General features: G+C 72.9%; 13 protein-coding genes. 8 read left to right on the top strand and 5 right to left on the bottom strand.

Annotation, left to right across the window (positions count from 1 at the left end; genetic code table 11):
* Positions 1-11: 11 nt before the first annotated feature.
* Together RM590_RS25875 and RM590_RS25870 are read right to left on the bottom strand one after the other, a co-directional pair.
* Positions 12-4,424, bottom strand: a complete 4,413-nt coding sequence (locus tag RM590_RS25875) for an RHS repeat-associated core domain-containing protein (protein ID WP_311707127.1) — start codon at positions 4,422-4,424, stop codon at positions 12-14.
* Positions 4,425-4,563: 139 nt separating this feature from the next.
* Positions 4,564-5,592: an Rv2578c family radical SAM protein gene (locus RM590_RS25870; protein WP_311707126.1), complete on the bottom strand. Its 1,029-nt coding sequence runs from the start codon at positions 5,590-5,592 to the stop codon at positions 4,564-4,566.
* 178 nt (positions 5,593-5,770) lie between these two features.
* Between RM590_RS25870 and RM590_RS25865 the strand changes: the two genes are divergently transcribed.
* Complete coding sequence (locus RM590_RS25865) at positions 5,771-6,214, top strand: SRPBCC family protein (RefSeq protein ID WP_311707125.1); 444 nt, start codon at positions 5,771-5,773, stop codon at positions 6,212-6,214.
* 8 nt (positions 6,215-6,222) lie between these two features.
* Here the strand turns inward: RM590_RS25865 and RM590_RS25860 are convergent, their stop codons facing one another.
* Positions 6,223-7,032 (bottom strand): NAD(P)H-dependent oxidoreductase, encoded by an 810-nt coding sequence (locus tag RM590_RS25860; protein WP_311707124.1) that lies wholly within the window; start codon positions 7,030-7,032, stop codon positions 6,223-6,225.
* Between the two features lie 98 nt (positions 7,033-7,130).
* Here RM590_RS25860 and RM590_RS25855 point away from each other — a divergent pair, with 98 nt between their 5' ends.
* The 6 genes from RM590_RS25855 (at position 7,131) to RM590_RS25830 (ending at position 13,581) form a co-directional block, all read left to right on the top strand.
* Complete coding sequence (locus RM590_RS25855; RefSeq protein WP_311707123.1) at positions 7,131-8,003, top strand: helix-turn-helix domain-containing protein; 873 nt, start codon at positions 7,131-7,133, stop codon at positions 8,001-8,003.
* Between the two features lie 87 nt (positions 8,004-8,090).
* Complete coding sequence (locus RM590_RS25850; protein WP_311707122.1) at positions 8,091-8,855, top strand: PAS domain-containing protein; 765 nt, start codon at positions 8,091-8,093, stop codon at positions 8,853-8,855.
* An 11-nt stretch (positions 8,856-8,866) separates the two neighbouring features.
* Positions 8,867-9,703 (top strand): M55 family metallopeptidase, encoded by an 837-nt coding sequence (locus RM590_RS25845; protein ID WP_311707120.1) that lies wholly within the window; start codon positions 8,867-8,869, stop codon positions 9,701-9,703.
* A complete protein-coding gene (locus tag RM590_RS25840) occupies positions 9,696-11,039 on the top strand; it encodes a M20/M25/M40 family metallo-hydrolase (RefSeq protein ID WP_311707119.1) in 1,344 nt (447 codons plus the stop codon). The genes RM590_RS25845 and RM590_RS25840 overlap by 8 nt, the downstream gene beginning before the upstream one ends.
* Before the next feature lie 8 nt (positions 11,040-11,047).
* Complete coding sequence (locus RM590_RS25835; protein WP_311707118.1) at positions 11,048-13,063, top strand: S9 family peptidase; 2,016 nt, start codon at positions 11,048-11,050, stop codon at positions 13,061-13,063.
* Positions 13,060-13,581: a DinB family protein gene (locus tag RM590_RS25830; protein WP_311707116.1), complete on the top strand. Its 522-nt coding sequence runs from the start codon at positions 13,060-13,062 to the stop codon at positions 13,579-13,581. The genes RM590_RS25835 and RM590_RS25830 overlap by 4 nt, the downstream gene beginning before the upstream one ends.
* 71 nt (positions 13,582-13,652) lie before the next feature.
* Here RM590_RS25830 and RM590_RS25825 read toward each other — a convergent pair whose 3' ends face one another.
* Complete coding sequence (locus tag RM590_RS25825; RefSeq protein WP_311707115.1) at positions 13,653-14,666, bottom strand: MBL fold metallo-hydrolase; 1,014 nt, start codon at positions 14,664-14,666, stop codon at positions 13,653-13,655.
* 166 nt (positions 14,667-14,832) lie between these two features.
* On the opposite strand from RM590_RS25825, the gene RM590_RS25820 reads away from it, so the two are divergent.
* Complete coding sequence (locus RM590_RS25820) at positions 14,833-15,690, top strand: methyltransferase domain-containing protein (protein WP_311707114.1); 858 nt, start codon at positions 14,833-14,835, stop codon at positions 15,688-15,690.
* Here the strand turns inward: RM590_RS25820 and RM590_RS25815 are convergent.
* Positions 15,643-16,146, bottom strand: coding sequence for an anthrone oxygenase family protein (locus RM590_RS25815; protein WP_311707113.1), 504 nt, complete (start codon positions 16,144-16,146; stop codon positions 15,643-15,645). The genes RM590_RS25820 and RM590_RS25815 overlap by 48 nt on opposite strands.
* Positions 16,147-16,221 lie beyond the last annotated feature (75 nt).

Below are 16,221 nucleotides of genomic sequence, written 5' to 3'. Positions count from 1 at the left end.
GGGCCATTGCGCTAGGCGAAAGGAGCGTCCAGCAGATTACCATCCAGATAGAAGTCGATCTTATCGAGGACTCCGAGGTCATTCATCACCGAGAGTTCCCACTGCGTGGGGGTCGCCCGCCCGAGAACATCGGCGTGGCGGGCCTGGTTCAGGATCTCCACCGGATTTCCGCCGGGCAGGCCGTCGAGCATGAAGGAAACTCGAGCGCCCGGGTAATCGATTTGCAGCAGTTCGCCCGCTGTGAAGACCGTGCCCCGCCAGTCCCGGTCTCGTAGCAAGTGGCGCGCGCCGATGCGTTCGGCGAAATCCTCCAGGCCGTGGTACCTGCTGCCCAATGCGATATGGTCGCATTTCAGTCCGAGGGGATCGACCCACACATGCGGATTGGGCGCATAACCATAGGGATTCGCGGCCGGCAAGAGCCCCAGAGGGTCCGGGGAGGTATAACGGGCGATCGCCGGGTCATAGTGGCGATGGTAGTTGTAATGCCATCCCGTCTCCGGGTCGTGGTACTGGCCCGGGAAACGCAGCGGGGTGTCCGCCGTGCCATCGGACGAGCCGACGGCACTGCCCCAGACGGTGGTGCGGGACTGCCACGCGATCTCCCCAGTCTCATCGACAAGTTCCGTGGGGCTGCCGACGAGGTCCGTGACAATTGCGTAGAACCGGCGGTCCACCTCGCTCTGCGGCGTCAACTCCGTCTGGGCGACCGGGTGGAGGCCCCGGTAATCCCACGTGAGGGTGGTCGCGGTGCCGTGCTCGCCGCCGGTCGTCTGCTGTTCGACCAGCACATCGCCGGACCAGGTGAAGAGTGTCTGTTCGGCGATGTCGCCCGCGCCGTCGAGGCGTAGCTTGGCGATGCGACGGCCCAGCGGATCGTACTGATAGCGCCAGCGGGTGCCGTCCGGGGTGGTGAGCTCCGTGAGCCGGTCCTCGGCGTCCCAGACGTAGCGCCAGGTGTCGCGCTTCTTGGACAGACGCGACTTCTGGCGCAGGATGGTGCGCCCCGCGTCGTCGTAGGCGTAACGCACCGCCCCCGCCCGTGTGACGCGCGTGCCCGCGTACGCGCGCGGCCCGGTGGCCGGGGCATCGTCCTGCGGGTGACCGGGCCACTGGGCCGAGGCCTGGTTGCCCACCATGTCGTATGTGTAGGACTCGGTGCGGGAGCCGGAGACCTCAGTGATGCGACCTGCCGGGTCCAAGGTGAAGTCGGTCGTTCCCTCGGTGAGGTCCCTGATGGATGTGACGTGGTGGTCGGGGCTGTACGTGTAGGCCCGGTGCCGCAGCATCTGAGAGCCGCGGCTGAGGGACTGTTCCGTCAGACGGCCGGAGCTGTCCCAACTCTGGTTCAGCACCGTGTCCCCGACGCGGCGGCCGGTCTCACGGCCCGCGGGATCCTCATCGAACGTCAGGGTGTGGGCGCCGGTGATCAACGAGGCGGTGTGGCCCGCCGTGCCATAGGTCCACGTGCTGGTGTGGCCACTGGGGGTGGTGCGAGTGAGGGGGCGTCCGAGTGCGTCGTAGGTGTGGACGGTGGTGCGGCCGTTGACGCTCTCGGACAGTACGCGGCCGAGTGGGTCGCGTTCAATGGTCATCTCGGCGTCGGGGCCGGTCGCGTGAGCGAGGCGGCCGAGCAGATCGTAGCGGTACGACGTGATCCGGTCGTCGACGTGTTTCTCGATGACGCGGCCGAGGGTGTCGTGTTGGTAGGTGACGCTCTGCCCGGTGGCGTTGGTGCTCGTGGTGAGCCGGCCCGCGGCGTCATAACGGTAGGTGACGTTTCGTCCGTCGAAGTCCGACTCCGCGACGAGCCGACCGGCCGCGTCGTAGGTGTAGTTCCAGTCCACCGCTCCTGGTCTGGCGACTTGGAGGATGCGAAGCTCCGCGTCCCGCACGTACTCGTGCCGCGCGCCGTTCGGATCGACCCGGGCGTTGAGCTGGTCGAAAGGCCCGTAGACGAAGCGGCTGACGCCGCCGGTCCGGTCGGTGTGTGTCAGGCAGTTGCCCTCCGCGTCCCAGGTCCACGTCTCGGTCGCGCCGAGCGGATCGACGCGCCGCAGGAGCTTGCCCTCGGTGGACCACGTCCATGTCGTTCGGGCGCCGAGCGCGTCGGTGATCTCGGTGACGCGGCCGAAGGCGTCGCGGCTGACGGACAGAGTCTCGCCGCGCGAGTCGGTGATGGCCACCGGCAGACCGGCCGCGTTGACCCGGATACGGGTGGTGTCCCCGATGGGGTCCGTCATGGACACCAGCGCGCCATGGTCGTTGTAGGCGTAGCGTGTGCGGTTTCCGGCCGGATCGGCGAGGACAAGCTGATTTCCGTTGCCGTCGTACGCGTGCTGCCAGACCGTGCCGTCGGGCTGTGCGATTTCGGTCGGGGCGCCGAAGTCGTTGTACTGGGTGTGGATCCGGGCTCCGTCGGGTCGCGTGATGACCGTGGTGTGGGCGGCATCGTCGTAGTCGAGGCGCGTCGTGTTGCCGAGGGGATCGGTGAGGGACTGGAGTCGGTCGTAACGGTCCCAGGTCCGATACGTGGTGTTGCCAAGGGGGTCGGACTCGGAGACGAGCTGGTAGGCGTCGTTGAACTGGAAGACCGTGGTGTTGCCGAGGGAGTCGGTGAAGACGGTGCGGTGGTTCTCCGTGTCGTACTCGATGGTGCTGCTGAGGATCCCGTCGATGCCCCGGGTCTCGACGCATCGGCCGGCGTCGTCGTAGACGTAGCGGAACCAGGTGCCGTTGCGGTCTTCCCAGCCGGTGATGCGCCGGTGTTCGTCGTAGGTCAGCCGCAGTGGACGGCCGGAGGAGTTGTAGACGGCCGTCAGGTTGCCCGCGTCGTCGTATCCGTACCGGCGCAGTACGGGCTGGTCGGGGGCGCTCAGCAGCCGTAGCTCCGTGATCCGACGGCGCCGGGTCGTGACGCCGATGTGGTAGCCGCCGTCGTGGATGACGTCGGTCGGGGCCCCGGTCGCGGCGTCGTACTCGACGCGCACGCGGTTGTCGTTGCGGTCGGTGATCGCGGTGAGCGGGAGTTCCCCGCCCGGTCGGCCTGCTACCGGACCGAAGTGCAGGATGCGGTTCCGTTCGTGCTGGTGAACCGTGATCGGCGTGCCGGGCTGGCCGTCCCAGGACAGGGCCCAACGGGGTCCTTCGACGGGGAGGACGGGCTGGTCGGGGATGGGACGGGGATAGTCGAGAATCATGCCGTCCGCGGTGATCAGCCGAAGCCCGGAGGCGTCGAGGACCAGGCGTTGGTCGAGGGTGGAGGCCCAGGTGCGGCCAAAGCAAGTGCCTTCCCGCAGGCTGGTGCGGTGGTGCCTGCGGAACAGCAGGGGCAGCACGCCGGGTAGCTCGACGTCGGTGTGATCCATGACCATCTCGCCGGTGGCCATGTCGATCGGGTCCGTCCGGCACACCAGGTTGTCGCCCTGGCGTCCCATGCGGCGCAGGGCCTGGCCGAGACCGCGCACGCCCTGGCCGAGGCCGCGCAGGCCGGTGCGGGCGGCGGCCAGGCCGCCGCGGAGGCCGCGGGCGAGGCCGCCGAGGGTGGTGAGGCCCTTCATGCCCGGGATGCAGTCGAGTGCGGCGAAGGCGACGTCCCACAGGGTGGCCTGTCCGTTGGCGTATTTGACGAGGGTGTCGGCGAGGACGACGAGGGCGGCGGCGAGGACGACCCAGGCGAGGGGGCCGCCGATGATCATCACGACGATGCCGAGGACGGCGACGACGAGTTTGCAGATGTCGACGAAGGTGTCCCAGTTCTCGGTGACCCAGTTGACGGCGTCTTCCCACCAACTGCGGTTCTGGATGCCTGCGTCGGAGGCGGCGTCGATGTCCCTCGCGCATTCGCGGGCGGCTTCCTCGCGCAGTTCGCGGGCCTGGCCTGCCAGTTCGCGGGCGGCGGCGAGGCGTTGCTCGGCGGCATCCACGCGGGACTGGGCCGCACCGGCCGCAGCCTCGGCGGCCTGGTGGTCGCGCACCGCGTCACGGACCGCCTGCTCATCCGGCGGCTCGGGGGCGTTGCCCTCGTCCTGGAGGCGTTCGGCCTCGTCCCCGGCCCGGGAGACCCAGTCCTGCGCGTCCCCCAACTCGCTCTGCGCGGCGCGGAGGTCGTCCTGGGCGGCGATCGCGCTCTCCAAGGCGCGGTCGGCCATGCCCTGGGCGTTCTCCAGCCTCGGCCAGTAACGCGCCAGCGCGTCCGCCGCCATGTCATACGACGTCTGAAGTTTGGTCAGGTTCTCGGGAACCCCGTCGAACTCCGCACGGAACGCGTCCGCCGACAACCCCGCCCAGTCCGCCACCGCCCGGTCCGAGGCCATCCCCCGGATCTTCCCCAGCGCCTCGCCGACATCGTCGGCGAACTCCTGGAGGTCCTCGGCAAGTTCGCGGATCTCTTCGGGATTCCCCGGAGTCGGATCGGAGTCCATGTCCACCGGAGACCAATCGGACGCACGCGCCATACCGCACCCCCGAGCGTTCGCGCCTCGTTTGCGCGAACGTTACCGAAAGGTCGGTAATCGATCAATATCCGAATTGTCGCGGGTTGTTGACAGTGTGCGGAGCGTCCTACAGCAAAGTGAGCTGGGTCGCGCCGGGTTCGGGCTCCGGTTCGGGTTCGGGCTCGCGCAGGGCGCGGTGCGCGCCGCGAGGGGTGGGGCCCATGCCGTATTCGGCCGCCAGCTCGTGGACCTGGCCGGTGATGCGGCGCTGGTACCACTTGGGCGCGTAGGCGCCGTCCGCGTACAGCACCTGGTAGCGGCGCACGAGGTGCGGGTGGTGCGTGGCCAGCCAGCCCATGAACCACTCGCGCGCCCCGGGGCGCAGGTGCAGCGCGAGCGGGGTGACCGAGGTGGCGCCGGCCGCGGCGATCGCGCGGACCGTTTCGCGGAGCTGGGCGGGGGAGTCGGTGAGGTAGGGGATGACGGGCGCCATCAGCACGCCGCAGGAGACGCCGTGCTCGGCCAGGGTGCGCACCACGTCCAGGCGCCGCTCGGGGGCCGGGGTGCCGGGCTCGACCGTGCGCCACATCACCGGGTCGACGAAGCCGACCGAGACCGAGACGCCCACGTCGGTGACGTCGGCGGCCTGCCGCAGCAGGCGCAGGTCGCGCAGGATCAGGGTGCCCTTGGTGAGGATGGAGAACGGGTTGGCGTAGTCGCGCAGCGCGGAGATGATGCCGGGCATCAGCCGGTAGCGGCCCTCGGCGCGCTGGTAGCAGTCGACGTTCGTGCCCATCGCGATGTGCTCGCCCTGCCAGCGGCGGGCGCCCAGCTCGCGGCGCAACAGGTCTGGAGCGTTGACCTTGACGACGATCTGGGTGTCGAAGCCCACGCCCGTGTCCAGGTCCAGATAGCTGTGCGTCTTGCGGGCGAAGCAGTACACGCAGGCGTGGGAGCAGCCGCGATACGGGTTCACGGTCCAGACGAACGGCATCCGCGAGGCGCCCGGGACCCGGTTGACGATGGAGCGGGCGCGCACCTCGTGGAAGGTGATGCCGCGGAACTCCGGGGTGTCGAACGTCCGGGTGACGACGTCGGTGCCGAAGAGCGCGGGGGCCGCGGCCGGGGTGTCATCGCTCAGATTGTTCCAGCGCATGGGGCCTCCTCGGTGCTGTCGTACAGAAATAGAACACATGTTCGCGGCGGGGCTGTCAAGCCGAATCCGGGCATACGGAGCGGCCCCGGGCGCCGCGTGCGCCCGGGGCCCGCGCGGAGGTGCGTCCCGGAGATGGTTAGCTTGGCCGCCAAGTACCTACGACGGCAGGAGAATCCGCATGTCCCTGGTCGAGATCGTCGCGCGGCGCGAGATCAAGGCGGAGCCCGATGACGTGTTCGACGCGCTTGCCGACTACCAGGAGGTGCACGGCCGACTGCTGCCCGAGCAGTTCACCGACTACGAGGTGCGGGAGGGGGGCGACGGCGAGGGGACCGTGCTCTTCTTCCGGTTCCACGCCACCAAGAGCCGGGTGCGCGAGTGCCTGGTGGACATCACCGAGCCCGAGGACCGCAAGCTGGTCGAGACCGACCGCAACTCCACCCTGGTCACCACCTGGACCGTGGAGCCCGCCGGGGGCGCCTCGCTGGCCACCATCCACTCGGCGTGGGAGGGGGCGGGCGGCATCGGCGGCGTGTTCGAACGGATCTTCGCGCCCCGGGCGCTCCAGAAGGTCTACCAGCAGCTCCTGGCCAATCTCGCGGCCGAGACGGAGAAGAAGTAGCCCATCGCTCAGCCGCCCCGGACGTGGAGCGCCAGACCGCTGCTGCCCGGCGTCTCCAGGCCGGGGCGCAGTTCGAGGGAGCGGGTGTAGTCGCCGTCCTTCAGCGTGCGGAACGGGATCGGCTCCGCCGTGAACAGCGTCCGCAGCCGCTCCCGGTACTCGCGCGTCGCCGCCTCGTACGCGTCCTCGCCCAGCCCGATGGCGTGCCACACCACGAACGGCTCCAGCACCTCCATCCCCGTGTAGTGCAGCAGGCCGTGCTGGAGCGGGAACAGCACCTGGTCCATCGGGCCGTGCACGCCGCGCGCCGAGAACGCCGTGTCCCGGGCGCCGACCGTCAGCGAGAGCATCGCGCGCCGCCCGGCGAGCACGCCGTCGCCGTATCGCGGCATGCGGGAGTCGCCGTAGCCGAAGCCGTAGGTGAAGACGCGGTCGATCCAGCCCTTGAGCACCGCCGGCACCGAGAACCACCACATCGGGAACTGGAGGATCACCGCGTCCGACCAGAGCAGCTTCTCCTGCTCGGCGGCGATGTCCCCGGCCAGCCGGCCCCGCTCGGTCGCGTCCCCCGAGACGGCCATCACGTCCAGCCGGTCGGCGGGGGAGTGGTCGGGGAAGTCGTCGGCGTCCACGCCGGCCTTCCACTTCATCGCGTACAGGTCCGAGGTGCGCACGTGGTGCCCGGCGCGGCGCAGCTCCTCGGCCGCGAACGACGCGAGCGAGGCGTTCAGGGAACGGGGTTCGGGATGGGCGCTGACAATCAGTACATTCTTCGTGCTCTGCTCATCGCTCTCGTTGGGGGCGCTCTTCTCGCTCATGTCTCCGTTGTGCCACGCCCCACCGGCGGCAGCCAGCACCCGCTTCATCCGTCGGCCGCGCTGTCCTGGTATTGGCAGGGCCACGCATACTGGACGGCATGGAGGACAACGGCCGCGACATGGGCGCCTTCCTGCGCGCCCGACGCGCACGCGTGGCGCCCGAGAGCGTCGGAATCCCGGGCGGGCGCCGGCGCAGGGTGCGCGGGCTGCGCCGTGAGGAGCTGGCCCAGCTCGCCGGAATCAGCGTCGACTACTACGTGCGGCTGGAGCAGGGCCGCGCCACCCAGCCGTCCGCCGAGGTGCTGGACGCGCTCGCCCGCGCCCTCGGCCTGGACGCCACCGAGCGGGACCATCTCCGCACCCTGGCCACCCGCCGCGACGGCGAGGGCAACGTCGACGGCGGCCCCCGGCCCGGCCATGTCGGCCCCGCGGTGCAGCGGATCCTGGACGGCATGCCGATGCTGCCGGCCGTCGTCATGGACTACCGCATGGACGTCGTCGGCTGGAACGGGCTGGGGTCCGAGCTGTTCGGCCGAGTCGGCGAGCGCCCGCCCGCCGAGCGCAACCACGCCCGTTACGTCTTCCTCGACCCGGCCGCCCGCGAGATCTTCCCCGACTGGGCCGAGCGGACCAGGGAGATGGTCGCGGTGCTGCGGCACGCCACGGGACGGCACCCGGGCGACACGTATCTCGCCGGGCTCGTCGCCGAGCTGACCGCCCGTGACGCCGGCTTCCGCCGCTTCTGGGCGGCCGGCGAGGTCCTGCTGTGCGGCAGCGGCACCAGGCGCTTCTGGCACCCGGCCGTCGGCGAGCTGATCCTCGACTACGAGACGCTGTGCCTGCCCGCCACCGCCGGTGAACTCGACGAACAGATGTATGTGTACAGCCCCGCCGAGGGGAGCGAGTCGGCCGGCGCACTCCGGCTTCTGGCGGAACGCGTCACCGGCGCGGCGGCGGTCGCACACGCCTAAGCGCTCCGGCGCACAATCACCCGGGCCAATCTCTCCCGCCACGCGCCCCCGGCGGCGTACCGTGAAACCGCCCGCCCGGAAGGAGAGATGGTGGCCGCCGACCCGGAACGCCCCCCTGGCTGGGCGAGAATCCCGCTGGCCGTGATCGTCGTCGACGTGGCGGGCCGCGTCTCGCACTGGAGTGACGGCGCGCGCCGGCTCTTCGGCGTCGGCCCGAAGGACGCGGTCGGCCGCCCGGCCGCCGAGCTCCTGCCCCTGTCCACCGTGCTCGACCCGGACGCCGGGGACCCGGTGGGGGAGCCCGCGCCGCCCGACCCCCTGCCGCGCGCCCGGAGCATCCCGCGCACCGAAAGCATCCTGCCCGCCGAACTCCTCCTCGGCGCCGGGACCACCTCGGGCACGGGCCCCGCGCGGCCCGCCGCGGGCCGGTTCTGGACCCGCCGCCCCGACCGCGACGGCACCGCCGGCGACGTGCTGTGGTGGGTGTACCCGCTGCGCGGCCCCGGCGCCGCCCGGGTCCTGGTGCTCGCCGGGGACGGCGCCGGCCTGCGCGCCGACGGCCTCGGCGCGCCCGACCGGAGCGTCTCGCCCGGATTCGCCACGCGCACGGGCAGCGCCGAGGCGGCCGAGCTGGCCCGGCGCCTCCCCGACGCGCTGCCCGGCATGACCCGGGCGGAGAGTGGCTACATCGCCGGCCAGTTGTGCGACCTCGGCCACCCGGTCCTGGAGGTCGGCGCCCCCGCCGCCGGCGAGACGCACCCGGGCCCGCCGTCCCCAGGCGCCGAGCCCGGCCCGGACCCGGACCGTGTCGAACTGCCGTCAAACTGGCTGGTCATCGGCCGCGACGGGTAACGTGGCACCCCATGACCAGGATCCTGATCTCGGCCGACATGGAAGGGGCCACCGGAGTCACCTGGCCCGCCGACTGCTTGCCCGGCACCCCCGAGTGGGAGCGCTTTCGCCCCCTGTTCACCTCCGACGTCAACGCCGCGATCGCCGGGTTCTTCGACGGCGGCGCCGATGAAGTCCTGGTCAACGAGGCGCACATGTCCATGCGGAACCTGCTCCTCGAACAGCTCGACGACCGCGCCCGGATGCTGACGGGCCGTCACAAGGCGCTGAGCATGGTCGAGGGCGTGCAGCACGGCGACATCGACGGCATCGCCTTCGTCGGCTACCACACCGGCGCCGGCGACGAGGGCGTCCTCGCCCACACCTATCTGGGCAACTCCCTCACCGGCGTCTTCGTCGACGGCGTCCGCGCCAGCGAGGGCCTGCTCAACTCGCTCGTCGTCGCCGAGTACGGCACCCCGGTCGTCCTGGTCACCGGCGACGACCGCACCTGCGCCGACGCCCGCGGCTACGCCCCCGACGCGCCCGCCGTGGCCGTCAAGGAGTACGTCTCCCGCTACGCCGCCGTCTGCCGCACCCCCGCCCGCACGGCGGCCGACATCCGCGCGGCCGCCGCCCGCGGCGCCGCCCTCGCGGTCCGCCACGAGCCGGCCGCGCTTGCGACCCGCACCATCGAGATCGAGTTCGACGCCGAACACCTCGCCGGCGCGGCGACCATCGTGCCCGGCGTCGAGCAGACCGGGCCGCGCCGGGTGGCGTACGAGGCGCCCACGATGTACGAGGGAATCCGCTGCTTCAAGGCGGTCACGACGCTGGTATCCGCAGCGGTGGAGGAATGGTATGGCTGAGCACATCGACGCGACGGCGCTGGACGAGGCGGTCCGGTTCACCTCCGACCTGATCAGGATCGACACCACCAACCGCGGCCAGGGCGAGGGCGTCGAGCGCCCGGCCGCCGAATACGTCGCCGAGCGCCTCGCCGAGGCCGGACTCGACCCGGTGCTGCTGGAGAAGGCCCCGGGCCGCACCAACGTGGTCGCCCGCGTGTCCGGCACCGACCCCGGTGCCGACGCGCTGCTGGTCCACGGCCACCTCGACGTCGTTCCCGCCGACCCCGCCGAGTGGAGCGTGCACCCCTTCTCCGGCGAGATCGCCGACGGCGTCGTCTGGGGCCGGGGCGCGGTGGACATGAAGGACTCCGACGCCATGGTGCTGGCCGTGGTGCGCGCCTGGGCCCGCGCCGGGGTGCGCCCCCGGCGCGACATCGTGCTCGCCTTCACCGCCGACGAGGAGGACACCGCGCAGTTCGGCTCCGGGTACCTCGTCGCCAGCCGCCCCGAGCTGTTCGACGGCTGCACCGAGGCGATCGGCGAGTCCGGCGCGTTCACCTTCCACCCCGGCGACGGACGCCGTTTCTACCCCGTGGCCGCCGGCGAACGCGGCACCGCCTGGCTGACCCTGACCGCCACCGGGCGGGCCGGCCACGGCTCCAAGATCAACCGGACCAATGCCGTCACCCGGCTGGCCGCCGCCGTCAACCGCATCGGCGAGCACACCTGGCCGGTGCGGCTCAGCCCCACCGTCCGCGCCGCCCTGACCGAACTCGCCACGCTCTACGACCTGCCGCTGCCCGACCTGGACGCCCCCGACCCCGAGGCGCTGGCCGCCGGCGTGGACGACCTGCTCGCGCGGCTCGGCCCGGCCGCCGCGCTGCTCGCCCCCACCGTCCGCAACAGCGCCAACCCCACGATGCTGGACGCCGGTTACAAGGTGAACGTGATCCCCGGCAGCGCCACCGCGCACGTCGACGGCCGCGTTGTCCCGGGCGGCGACGAGGAGTTCACCACCACCCTCGACCGGCTGACCGGCCCGGACGTCGCCTGGGACTACCTGCACCACGAGATCCCGCTCCAGGCCCCGGTGGACGCCCCGGTCTTCGCCGTCATGCGCGAGGCGCTGCTGCACTTCGACCCGGACGCGCACGTCATCCCGTACTGCATGTCCGGCGGCACCGACGCCAAGCAGTTCTCCCGGCTCGGCGTCACCGGCTATGGCTTCATGCCGCTGCGGCTGCCCGAGGGCTTCGACTACCAGGCGATGTTCCACGGCGTGGACGAACGCGTGCCGGTGGACGCGCTGCACTTCGGCACCCGCGTACTCGACCGGGCGCTGCGCGCCCTCTAGGAGGCACCGTGCCCGAGGCCCCGTACGGCAGTTGGCCCTCCCCGATCGACGCCGCGCTCGTCGCCGCGCACGACGGCCGGCCCGAGTACCTCGGCTCACTCGGCGAGGAGCTGTGGTGGACCGCGCCCCGCCCCGCCGAGGGCGGGCGCCGCGCGCTGCTGCGCCTGACTCCGGACGGCGGCGACGCGGTGTCCGTGCTGCCGCCGCCCTGGAACGTCCGAAACCGCGTCATCGAGTACGGCGGCCGGCCCTGGGCGGGCGTGGCCCGCCCGGACGGCGCGGGCCCGCTCGTCGTCTTCACCGACTTCGCCGACCAGCGCCTGTACGCGATCGAGCCGGACGCGCCGGGCGGCCCCGCGCCGCGCCCCCTCACCCCGCGCTCGTCCGTGGGCGGCGGCCTGCGCTGGTGCGACTTCCACATTCACCTGGAGCTGGGCGAAGTGTGGGGCGTGCTGGAGGAGTTCACCGGCGAGGGCCCCGGCGACGTGTGGCGGCTGCCGGTGGCCGTGCCGCTCGACGGCTCGGCCGCCGAGGACCGTTCGGCGCTCCGGGAGCTGGACACCGACCGGCACCGTTTCCTCACCGGGCCCCGGCTGTCCCCGGACGGCACCCGCGCGGTGTGGCTGGCCTGGGACCACCCCCGCATGCCCTGGGACGGCACCGAGCTGAAGATCGCCGAGGTCACCGGCGGGCCCCGGCCCCGGCTCACCGCGGTGCGCACCCTGGCCGGCGGCCCCGAGGAGGCGATCGCCCAGGTCGAGTGGGTGCCGGACGGCACCCTGCTGGCCGCCACCGACCGCACCGGCTGGTGGAACGTGCACCGCGTCGACCCCGACACCGGCCACGCCGTCAACCTCTGCCCGCGCGAGGAGGAGTTCGCCGACGCCCTGTGGCGCGTGGGCCACCGCTGGTTCGCCCCGCTGGACAACGGAACGATCGCGGTCGTGCACGGCCGGGGCACCGCCCGGCTGGGCATCCTCGACCCGGCCACCGGCGAACTGGCCGATGTCCCCGGCCCCTGGACCGAGTGGTCCCCGGCCCTCGCCACGTTCGACACCGCCGTCGCCGGCATCGCTGCCGGCCCCGGCCGCCACCACGAGATCGTGCGCCTGGACACCGCCACCGGCCACTGCCGCGTGGTCGCCCACGCCCACCGCGACGCCGTCGACCCCGCCTACTACCCCGAGCCCCGCGCCCGCGTCTTCCCCGGCCCGGACGGCCGCGAGGTCCACGCCCAGCTCTACCCGCCCGCCCACCCCGGGCTGACCGGCCCGGCCGGGACGCCGCCCCCGTTCATCATCTGGGCGCACGGCGGCCCCACCTCCCGCGCCCCGCTCGTACTCGACCTGGAGATCGCCTACTTCACCTCGCGCGGCTTCGGCGTCGCCGAGGTCAACTACGGCGGGTCCACCGGCCACGGCCGCGCCTACCGCAACAAGCTGCGCGAACGGTGGGGCGTCGTGGACGTCCAGGACTGCGCCGCCGTCGCCCGCGCGCTGGCCGCCGAGGGCGCCGCCGACCCCGACCGGCTCGCCATCCGCGGCGGCAGCGCCGGCGGCTGGACCGCCGCCGCCTCCCTCGTCTCGCCCGCCACCGCGGACGTGTACGCCTGCGGCACCATCAGCTACCCCATCCTCGATCTGACCGGCTGGGCCGTGGACGAGACCCACGACTTCGAGTCCCGCTATCTGGAGACGCTGGTCGGCCCGCTCGCCAAGGTTCCCGAGCGCTACCACGAACGCTCCCCGGTGCACCACGCCGACCGGATCACCGCGCCGTTCCTGCTGCTCCAGGGCCTGGACGACGTGATCTGCCCGCCCGTCCAGGCCGAACGCCTGCTCGCCGCCGTCGCCGGACGCGACGTGCCGCACGCCTACCTCGCCTTCCCCGGCGAGGGCCACGGCTTCCGCCGTGACGACACGATCCGGCGCGCCATTGAGGCCGAACTCGCCCTCTACCTGCGCGTGTTCGGCATCGACCGACCGGACGCGCCGGTCCTCGACCTGAACGGAGCCACCCGTTGATCACCGAGCCGCCGAAGACGCTGGGCGACCCCAAGGACCTGCTCACCGCCTACCTCGACTACTACCGCGCCGTGATCCTGGAGAAGCTGGCGGGCCTGGACGAGGACGAGCTGCGCGGCTCCCGGCTGCCGACGGGCTGGACCCCGCTCCAGCTCGTCTGGCACCTGGCGCACGTCGAGCGCCGCTGGCTGGTGTGGGGCCTGCTCGGCGAGAACGTGCCCGACCCGTGGGGCGACCGGGGCCCCGACGAGCGCTGGGCGGTCCCCGAGGGGATGACGGCGGCGGAGGTCTTCGCCCGTTTCGAGGAGCAGTGCGCCCGCTCCCGCGAGATCGTCGCGGGCGCCGAGCTGACGGATGTGCCGCCGGCGAGCAGCAAGCGGTTCGAGGAGGGCACCCCGCTGCCGGCGCTGAGCTGGATCCTGTTCCATCTGCTCCAGGAGTACGCCCGGCACGCCGGTCACCTGGACATCGTCCGGGAGCTGGCCGACGGAACGGTCCCGGAGCAGCCCGGGGCGTAGGGCCTGTCTTCCGGATCCCCGCGGGCTCGTGACTCCGCGGTGTAAGCCCGGTGGGATCGGCCGGACGGGGCCTACTCCAGCGCCCGGGAGCCGCCCACCGGCAGGTCCCACAGGTGGTCGGCGGGGCGGCCCGAGAGCCGCCAGGCGGCGCGGACCCGGTCCAGCGGCTCGGCCGGCGGCTCGGCCGACAGCAGGAACGTTGCCCAGTGCATCGGCGCCATCCGGACGGCGCCCAGGTCGCCGCAGGCACGCACGGCCTCCTCGGGGTCGGTGTGCACGGGCCGTTGCAGCCAGGGCGGGTCATAGGCGCCGATCGGCAGCAGGGCCAGGTCGATGCCCGGGAAACGGGCTCCGATCTCCAGGAAGCAGGGCCCGTAGCCGGTGTCCCCCGCGAAGTACAGGCGCCGCCCCGCGCGGTCGCTGAGCACCCAGCCGCCCCACAGCGAGCGGCAGGTGTCGGTGAGGGTGCGCTTGGACCAGTGGTGGGCGGGGACGAAGTCGAAGCGCACCGGGCCGCCGGGGGCGGGCAGTTCGGCCGCCTCCCACCAGTCCAGCTCGGTGACGCGGCGGAAGCCCCGGCGCCGGCACCAGCCGCCGAGCCCGGCCGGGACGAACAGCGCGGTGCGGCGCGGCAGTCGCTTCAGGGTGGGCGCGTCGAGGTGGTCGTAGTGGTTGTGCGAGATGACGACCGCGTCCACCGGGGGCAGGTCCTCCCAGGCCACACCGACCGGGGTGAGGCGGGCGGGGGTGGCCAGGATCCGGCGCGACCACACCGGGTCGGTGAGCACGGTCAGGCCGCCGATGCGGACCACCCAGCTCGCGTGCCCGGCCCAGGTCACCGCCAGCGTGCCCGGCCCGGCCCGGGGCAGCGGGCCCGGGGCGAACGGCAGCCCGGCGGCCTCGCGCAGCGCCGCGGCGCCGGGCCGCAGGGCGCCCCGGCGGGAGGCGCGGTACAGGGTGAACGGTCCGGGGAGCGGGGTGGTGAGCCGGTCCGCGAAGCTGCGCGGCCAGGTCCGCCGCTCGAAGAGGGGGCGCGGGGCGGCGGCGCGCGCGGGCGGTTCCGGCCGTTCGGCCTGCTCGGTCATGCGCGCACCTCCCTGCGCCCGGTCCCGGCTTCCCGTGCCCTCCAGCCCAGCACGGGCCGGGCGCCGGGCCATCCCGGGCACGGGCGGCGTTCGGCCGATGCGGTGACGTTGTCCGGATATTGAAACGATGTTGCTCGGTATGCGAGACGACCGGCAGGGTGGGGACATGCCTGAAGCCGTGTACATCCATGGACACCACGAGTCGGTGCTGCGTTCCCACCGCTGGCGCACCGCGGAGAACTCCGCGGCCTATCTGCTGCCCGAACTGCGCCCGGGCCTCGCCCTGTTGGACATCGGCTGCGGACCGGGGACGCTGACCGCGGACCTGGCCGGGCGGGTGGCCCCGGGGCCGGTCACCGCCGTGGACCACGCGGCCGGCATCCTGCCGGCGGCCCGCGCGGAGGCCGCGGCCCGGGGGCTGACGAACGTGCGGTTCGCCACGGCCGACGCGCACGCGCTGGACTTCCCCGACGACTCGTTCGACGTGGTGCACGCCCACCAGGTGCTCCAGCACCTGGCCGACCCGGTCGGCGCGCTGCGCGAGATGCGGCGGGTCTGCCGCCCGGGCGGCGTGGTCGCCGTGCGCGACGCGGACTACGCGGCGATGACCTGGTACCCGGAGGTGCCGGGGCTGGTGGAGTGGCAGCGGCTCTACCGCCGGGTGGCCCGGGCGGGCGGCGCCGAGCCGGACGCCGGGCGGCGGCTGGCGGCCTGGGCGGCGCGCGCCGGGTTCGAGGACGTCACCGCCACGGCGACGGCGTGGTGCTTCACCACCCCGGAGGAACGGGCCTGGTGGTCGGAGCTCTGGGCGGAACGCACCACCGCCTCCGACTACGCCGAACTGGCCGTGGCCGGTGGGCACGCCACGCCGGACGGCCTGGCGCGGATCGCCGAGGCGTGGCGGGACTGGGGTGCCCGGGCCGACGGCTGGTTCGCCGTGCTCAACCCCGAGGCGCTGTGCCGGGTGCCCGGCGAATCAGCGGACGGCCCTGCCCCAGAGGTGGACGCCGAGGGCGGCCAGTAGCAGGGTCACCCCGCCGAACGCACCGCGCAGCGAGTTCCACCGGGTCCAGCGCGGCGAGAACTCCACCCATGCCCGGGCCGCCCGCTCGGCGTCGTCGGGGCTGCCGAGGGCGGCGAGCGTCTCGTTCATCGGAACGTTGACGGCGGCGGTGGGCGCGATGACGCCCAGGACGTAGACGGCCGCGGCGGCGAGGAACGCCAGGCCCGCCGCCCGGTGGCCCTGCGTCAGCAGCAGCGCGCCGGTGGCCGCGGCGGCGACCGGCACGCCCAGGAAGGCGGACAGGAACACGGGGTTGAGGATCTTCTCGTTGATGCTCCGCATGGACGCCACCGCCTGCCCGGCCCCGACGGCGTCGAGACCGGGCAGCACGGACACCGAGAAGGCGAAGAAGACACCGGTGACGGCGGCGGCCAGCAGCAGGGTCACGGTCGCGGCGAGAACGGTCAGGATCACCATGGCCTCAGTCAAGCCGCGGCGAGGGGCGGGCGGCCATCGTCGGGCCGCTCACCCCCATGCGCGGAACGCTCGGCC

The organism is Streptomyces litchfieldiae (assembly GCF_031845365.1).
Classification (GTDB): Bacteria; Actinomycetota; Actinomycetes; order Streptomycetales; family Streptomycetaceae; genus Streptomyces; species Streptomyces litchfieldiae.
This window is presented reverse-complemented; position numbering and strand designations above follow the sequence as displayed.

Bases quoted from the DNA above. Each gene is read 5' to 3' on its own strand.
- RM590_RS25875 (WP_311707127.1), bottom strand. From the start codon at position 4,424: ATGGACTCCGATCCGACTCCGGGGAATCCCGAAGAGATCCGCGAACTT.
- RM590_RS25870 (WP_311707126.1), bottom strand. From the start codon at position 5,592: ATGCGCTGGAACAATCTGAGCGATGACACCCCGGCCGCGGCCCCCGCG.
- RM590_RS25865 (WP_311707125.1), top strand. From the start codon at position 5,771: ATGTCCCTGGTCGAGATCGTCGCGCGGCGCGAGATCAAGGCGGAGCCC.
- RM590_RS25860 (WP_311707124.1), bottom strand. From the start codon at position 7,032: ATGAGCGAGAAGAGCGCCCCCAACGAGAGCGATGAGCAGAGCACGAAG.
- RM590_RS25855 (WP_311707123.1), top strand. From the start codon at position 7,131: ATGGAGGACAACGGCCGCGACATGGGCGCCTTCCTGCGCGCCCGACGC.
- RM590_RS25850 (WP_311707122.1), top strand. From the start codon at position 8,091: ATGGTGGCCGCCGACCCGGAACGCCCCCCTGGCTGGGCGAGAATCCCG.
- RM590_RS25845 (WP_311707120.1), top strand. From the start codon at position 8,867: ATGACCAGGATCCTGATCTCGGCCGACATGGAAGGGGCCACCGGAGTC.
- RM590_RS25840 (WP_311707119.1), top strand. From the start codon at position 9,696: ATGGCTGAGCACATCGACGCGACGGCGCTGGACGAGGCGGTCCGGTTC.
- RM590_RS25825 (WP_311707115.1), bottom strand. From the start codon at position 14,666: ATGACCGAGCAGGCCGAACGGCCGGAACCGCCCGCGCGCGCCGCCGCC.
- RM590_RS25820 (WP_311707114.1), top strand. From the start codon at position 14,833: ATGCCTGAAGCCGTGTACATCCATGGACACCACGAGTCGGTGCTGCGT.
- RM590_RS25815 (WP_311707113.1), bottom strand. From the start codon at position 16,146: ATGGTGATCCTGACCGTTCTCGCCGCGACCGTGACCCTGCTGCTGGCC.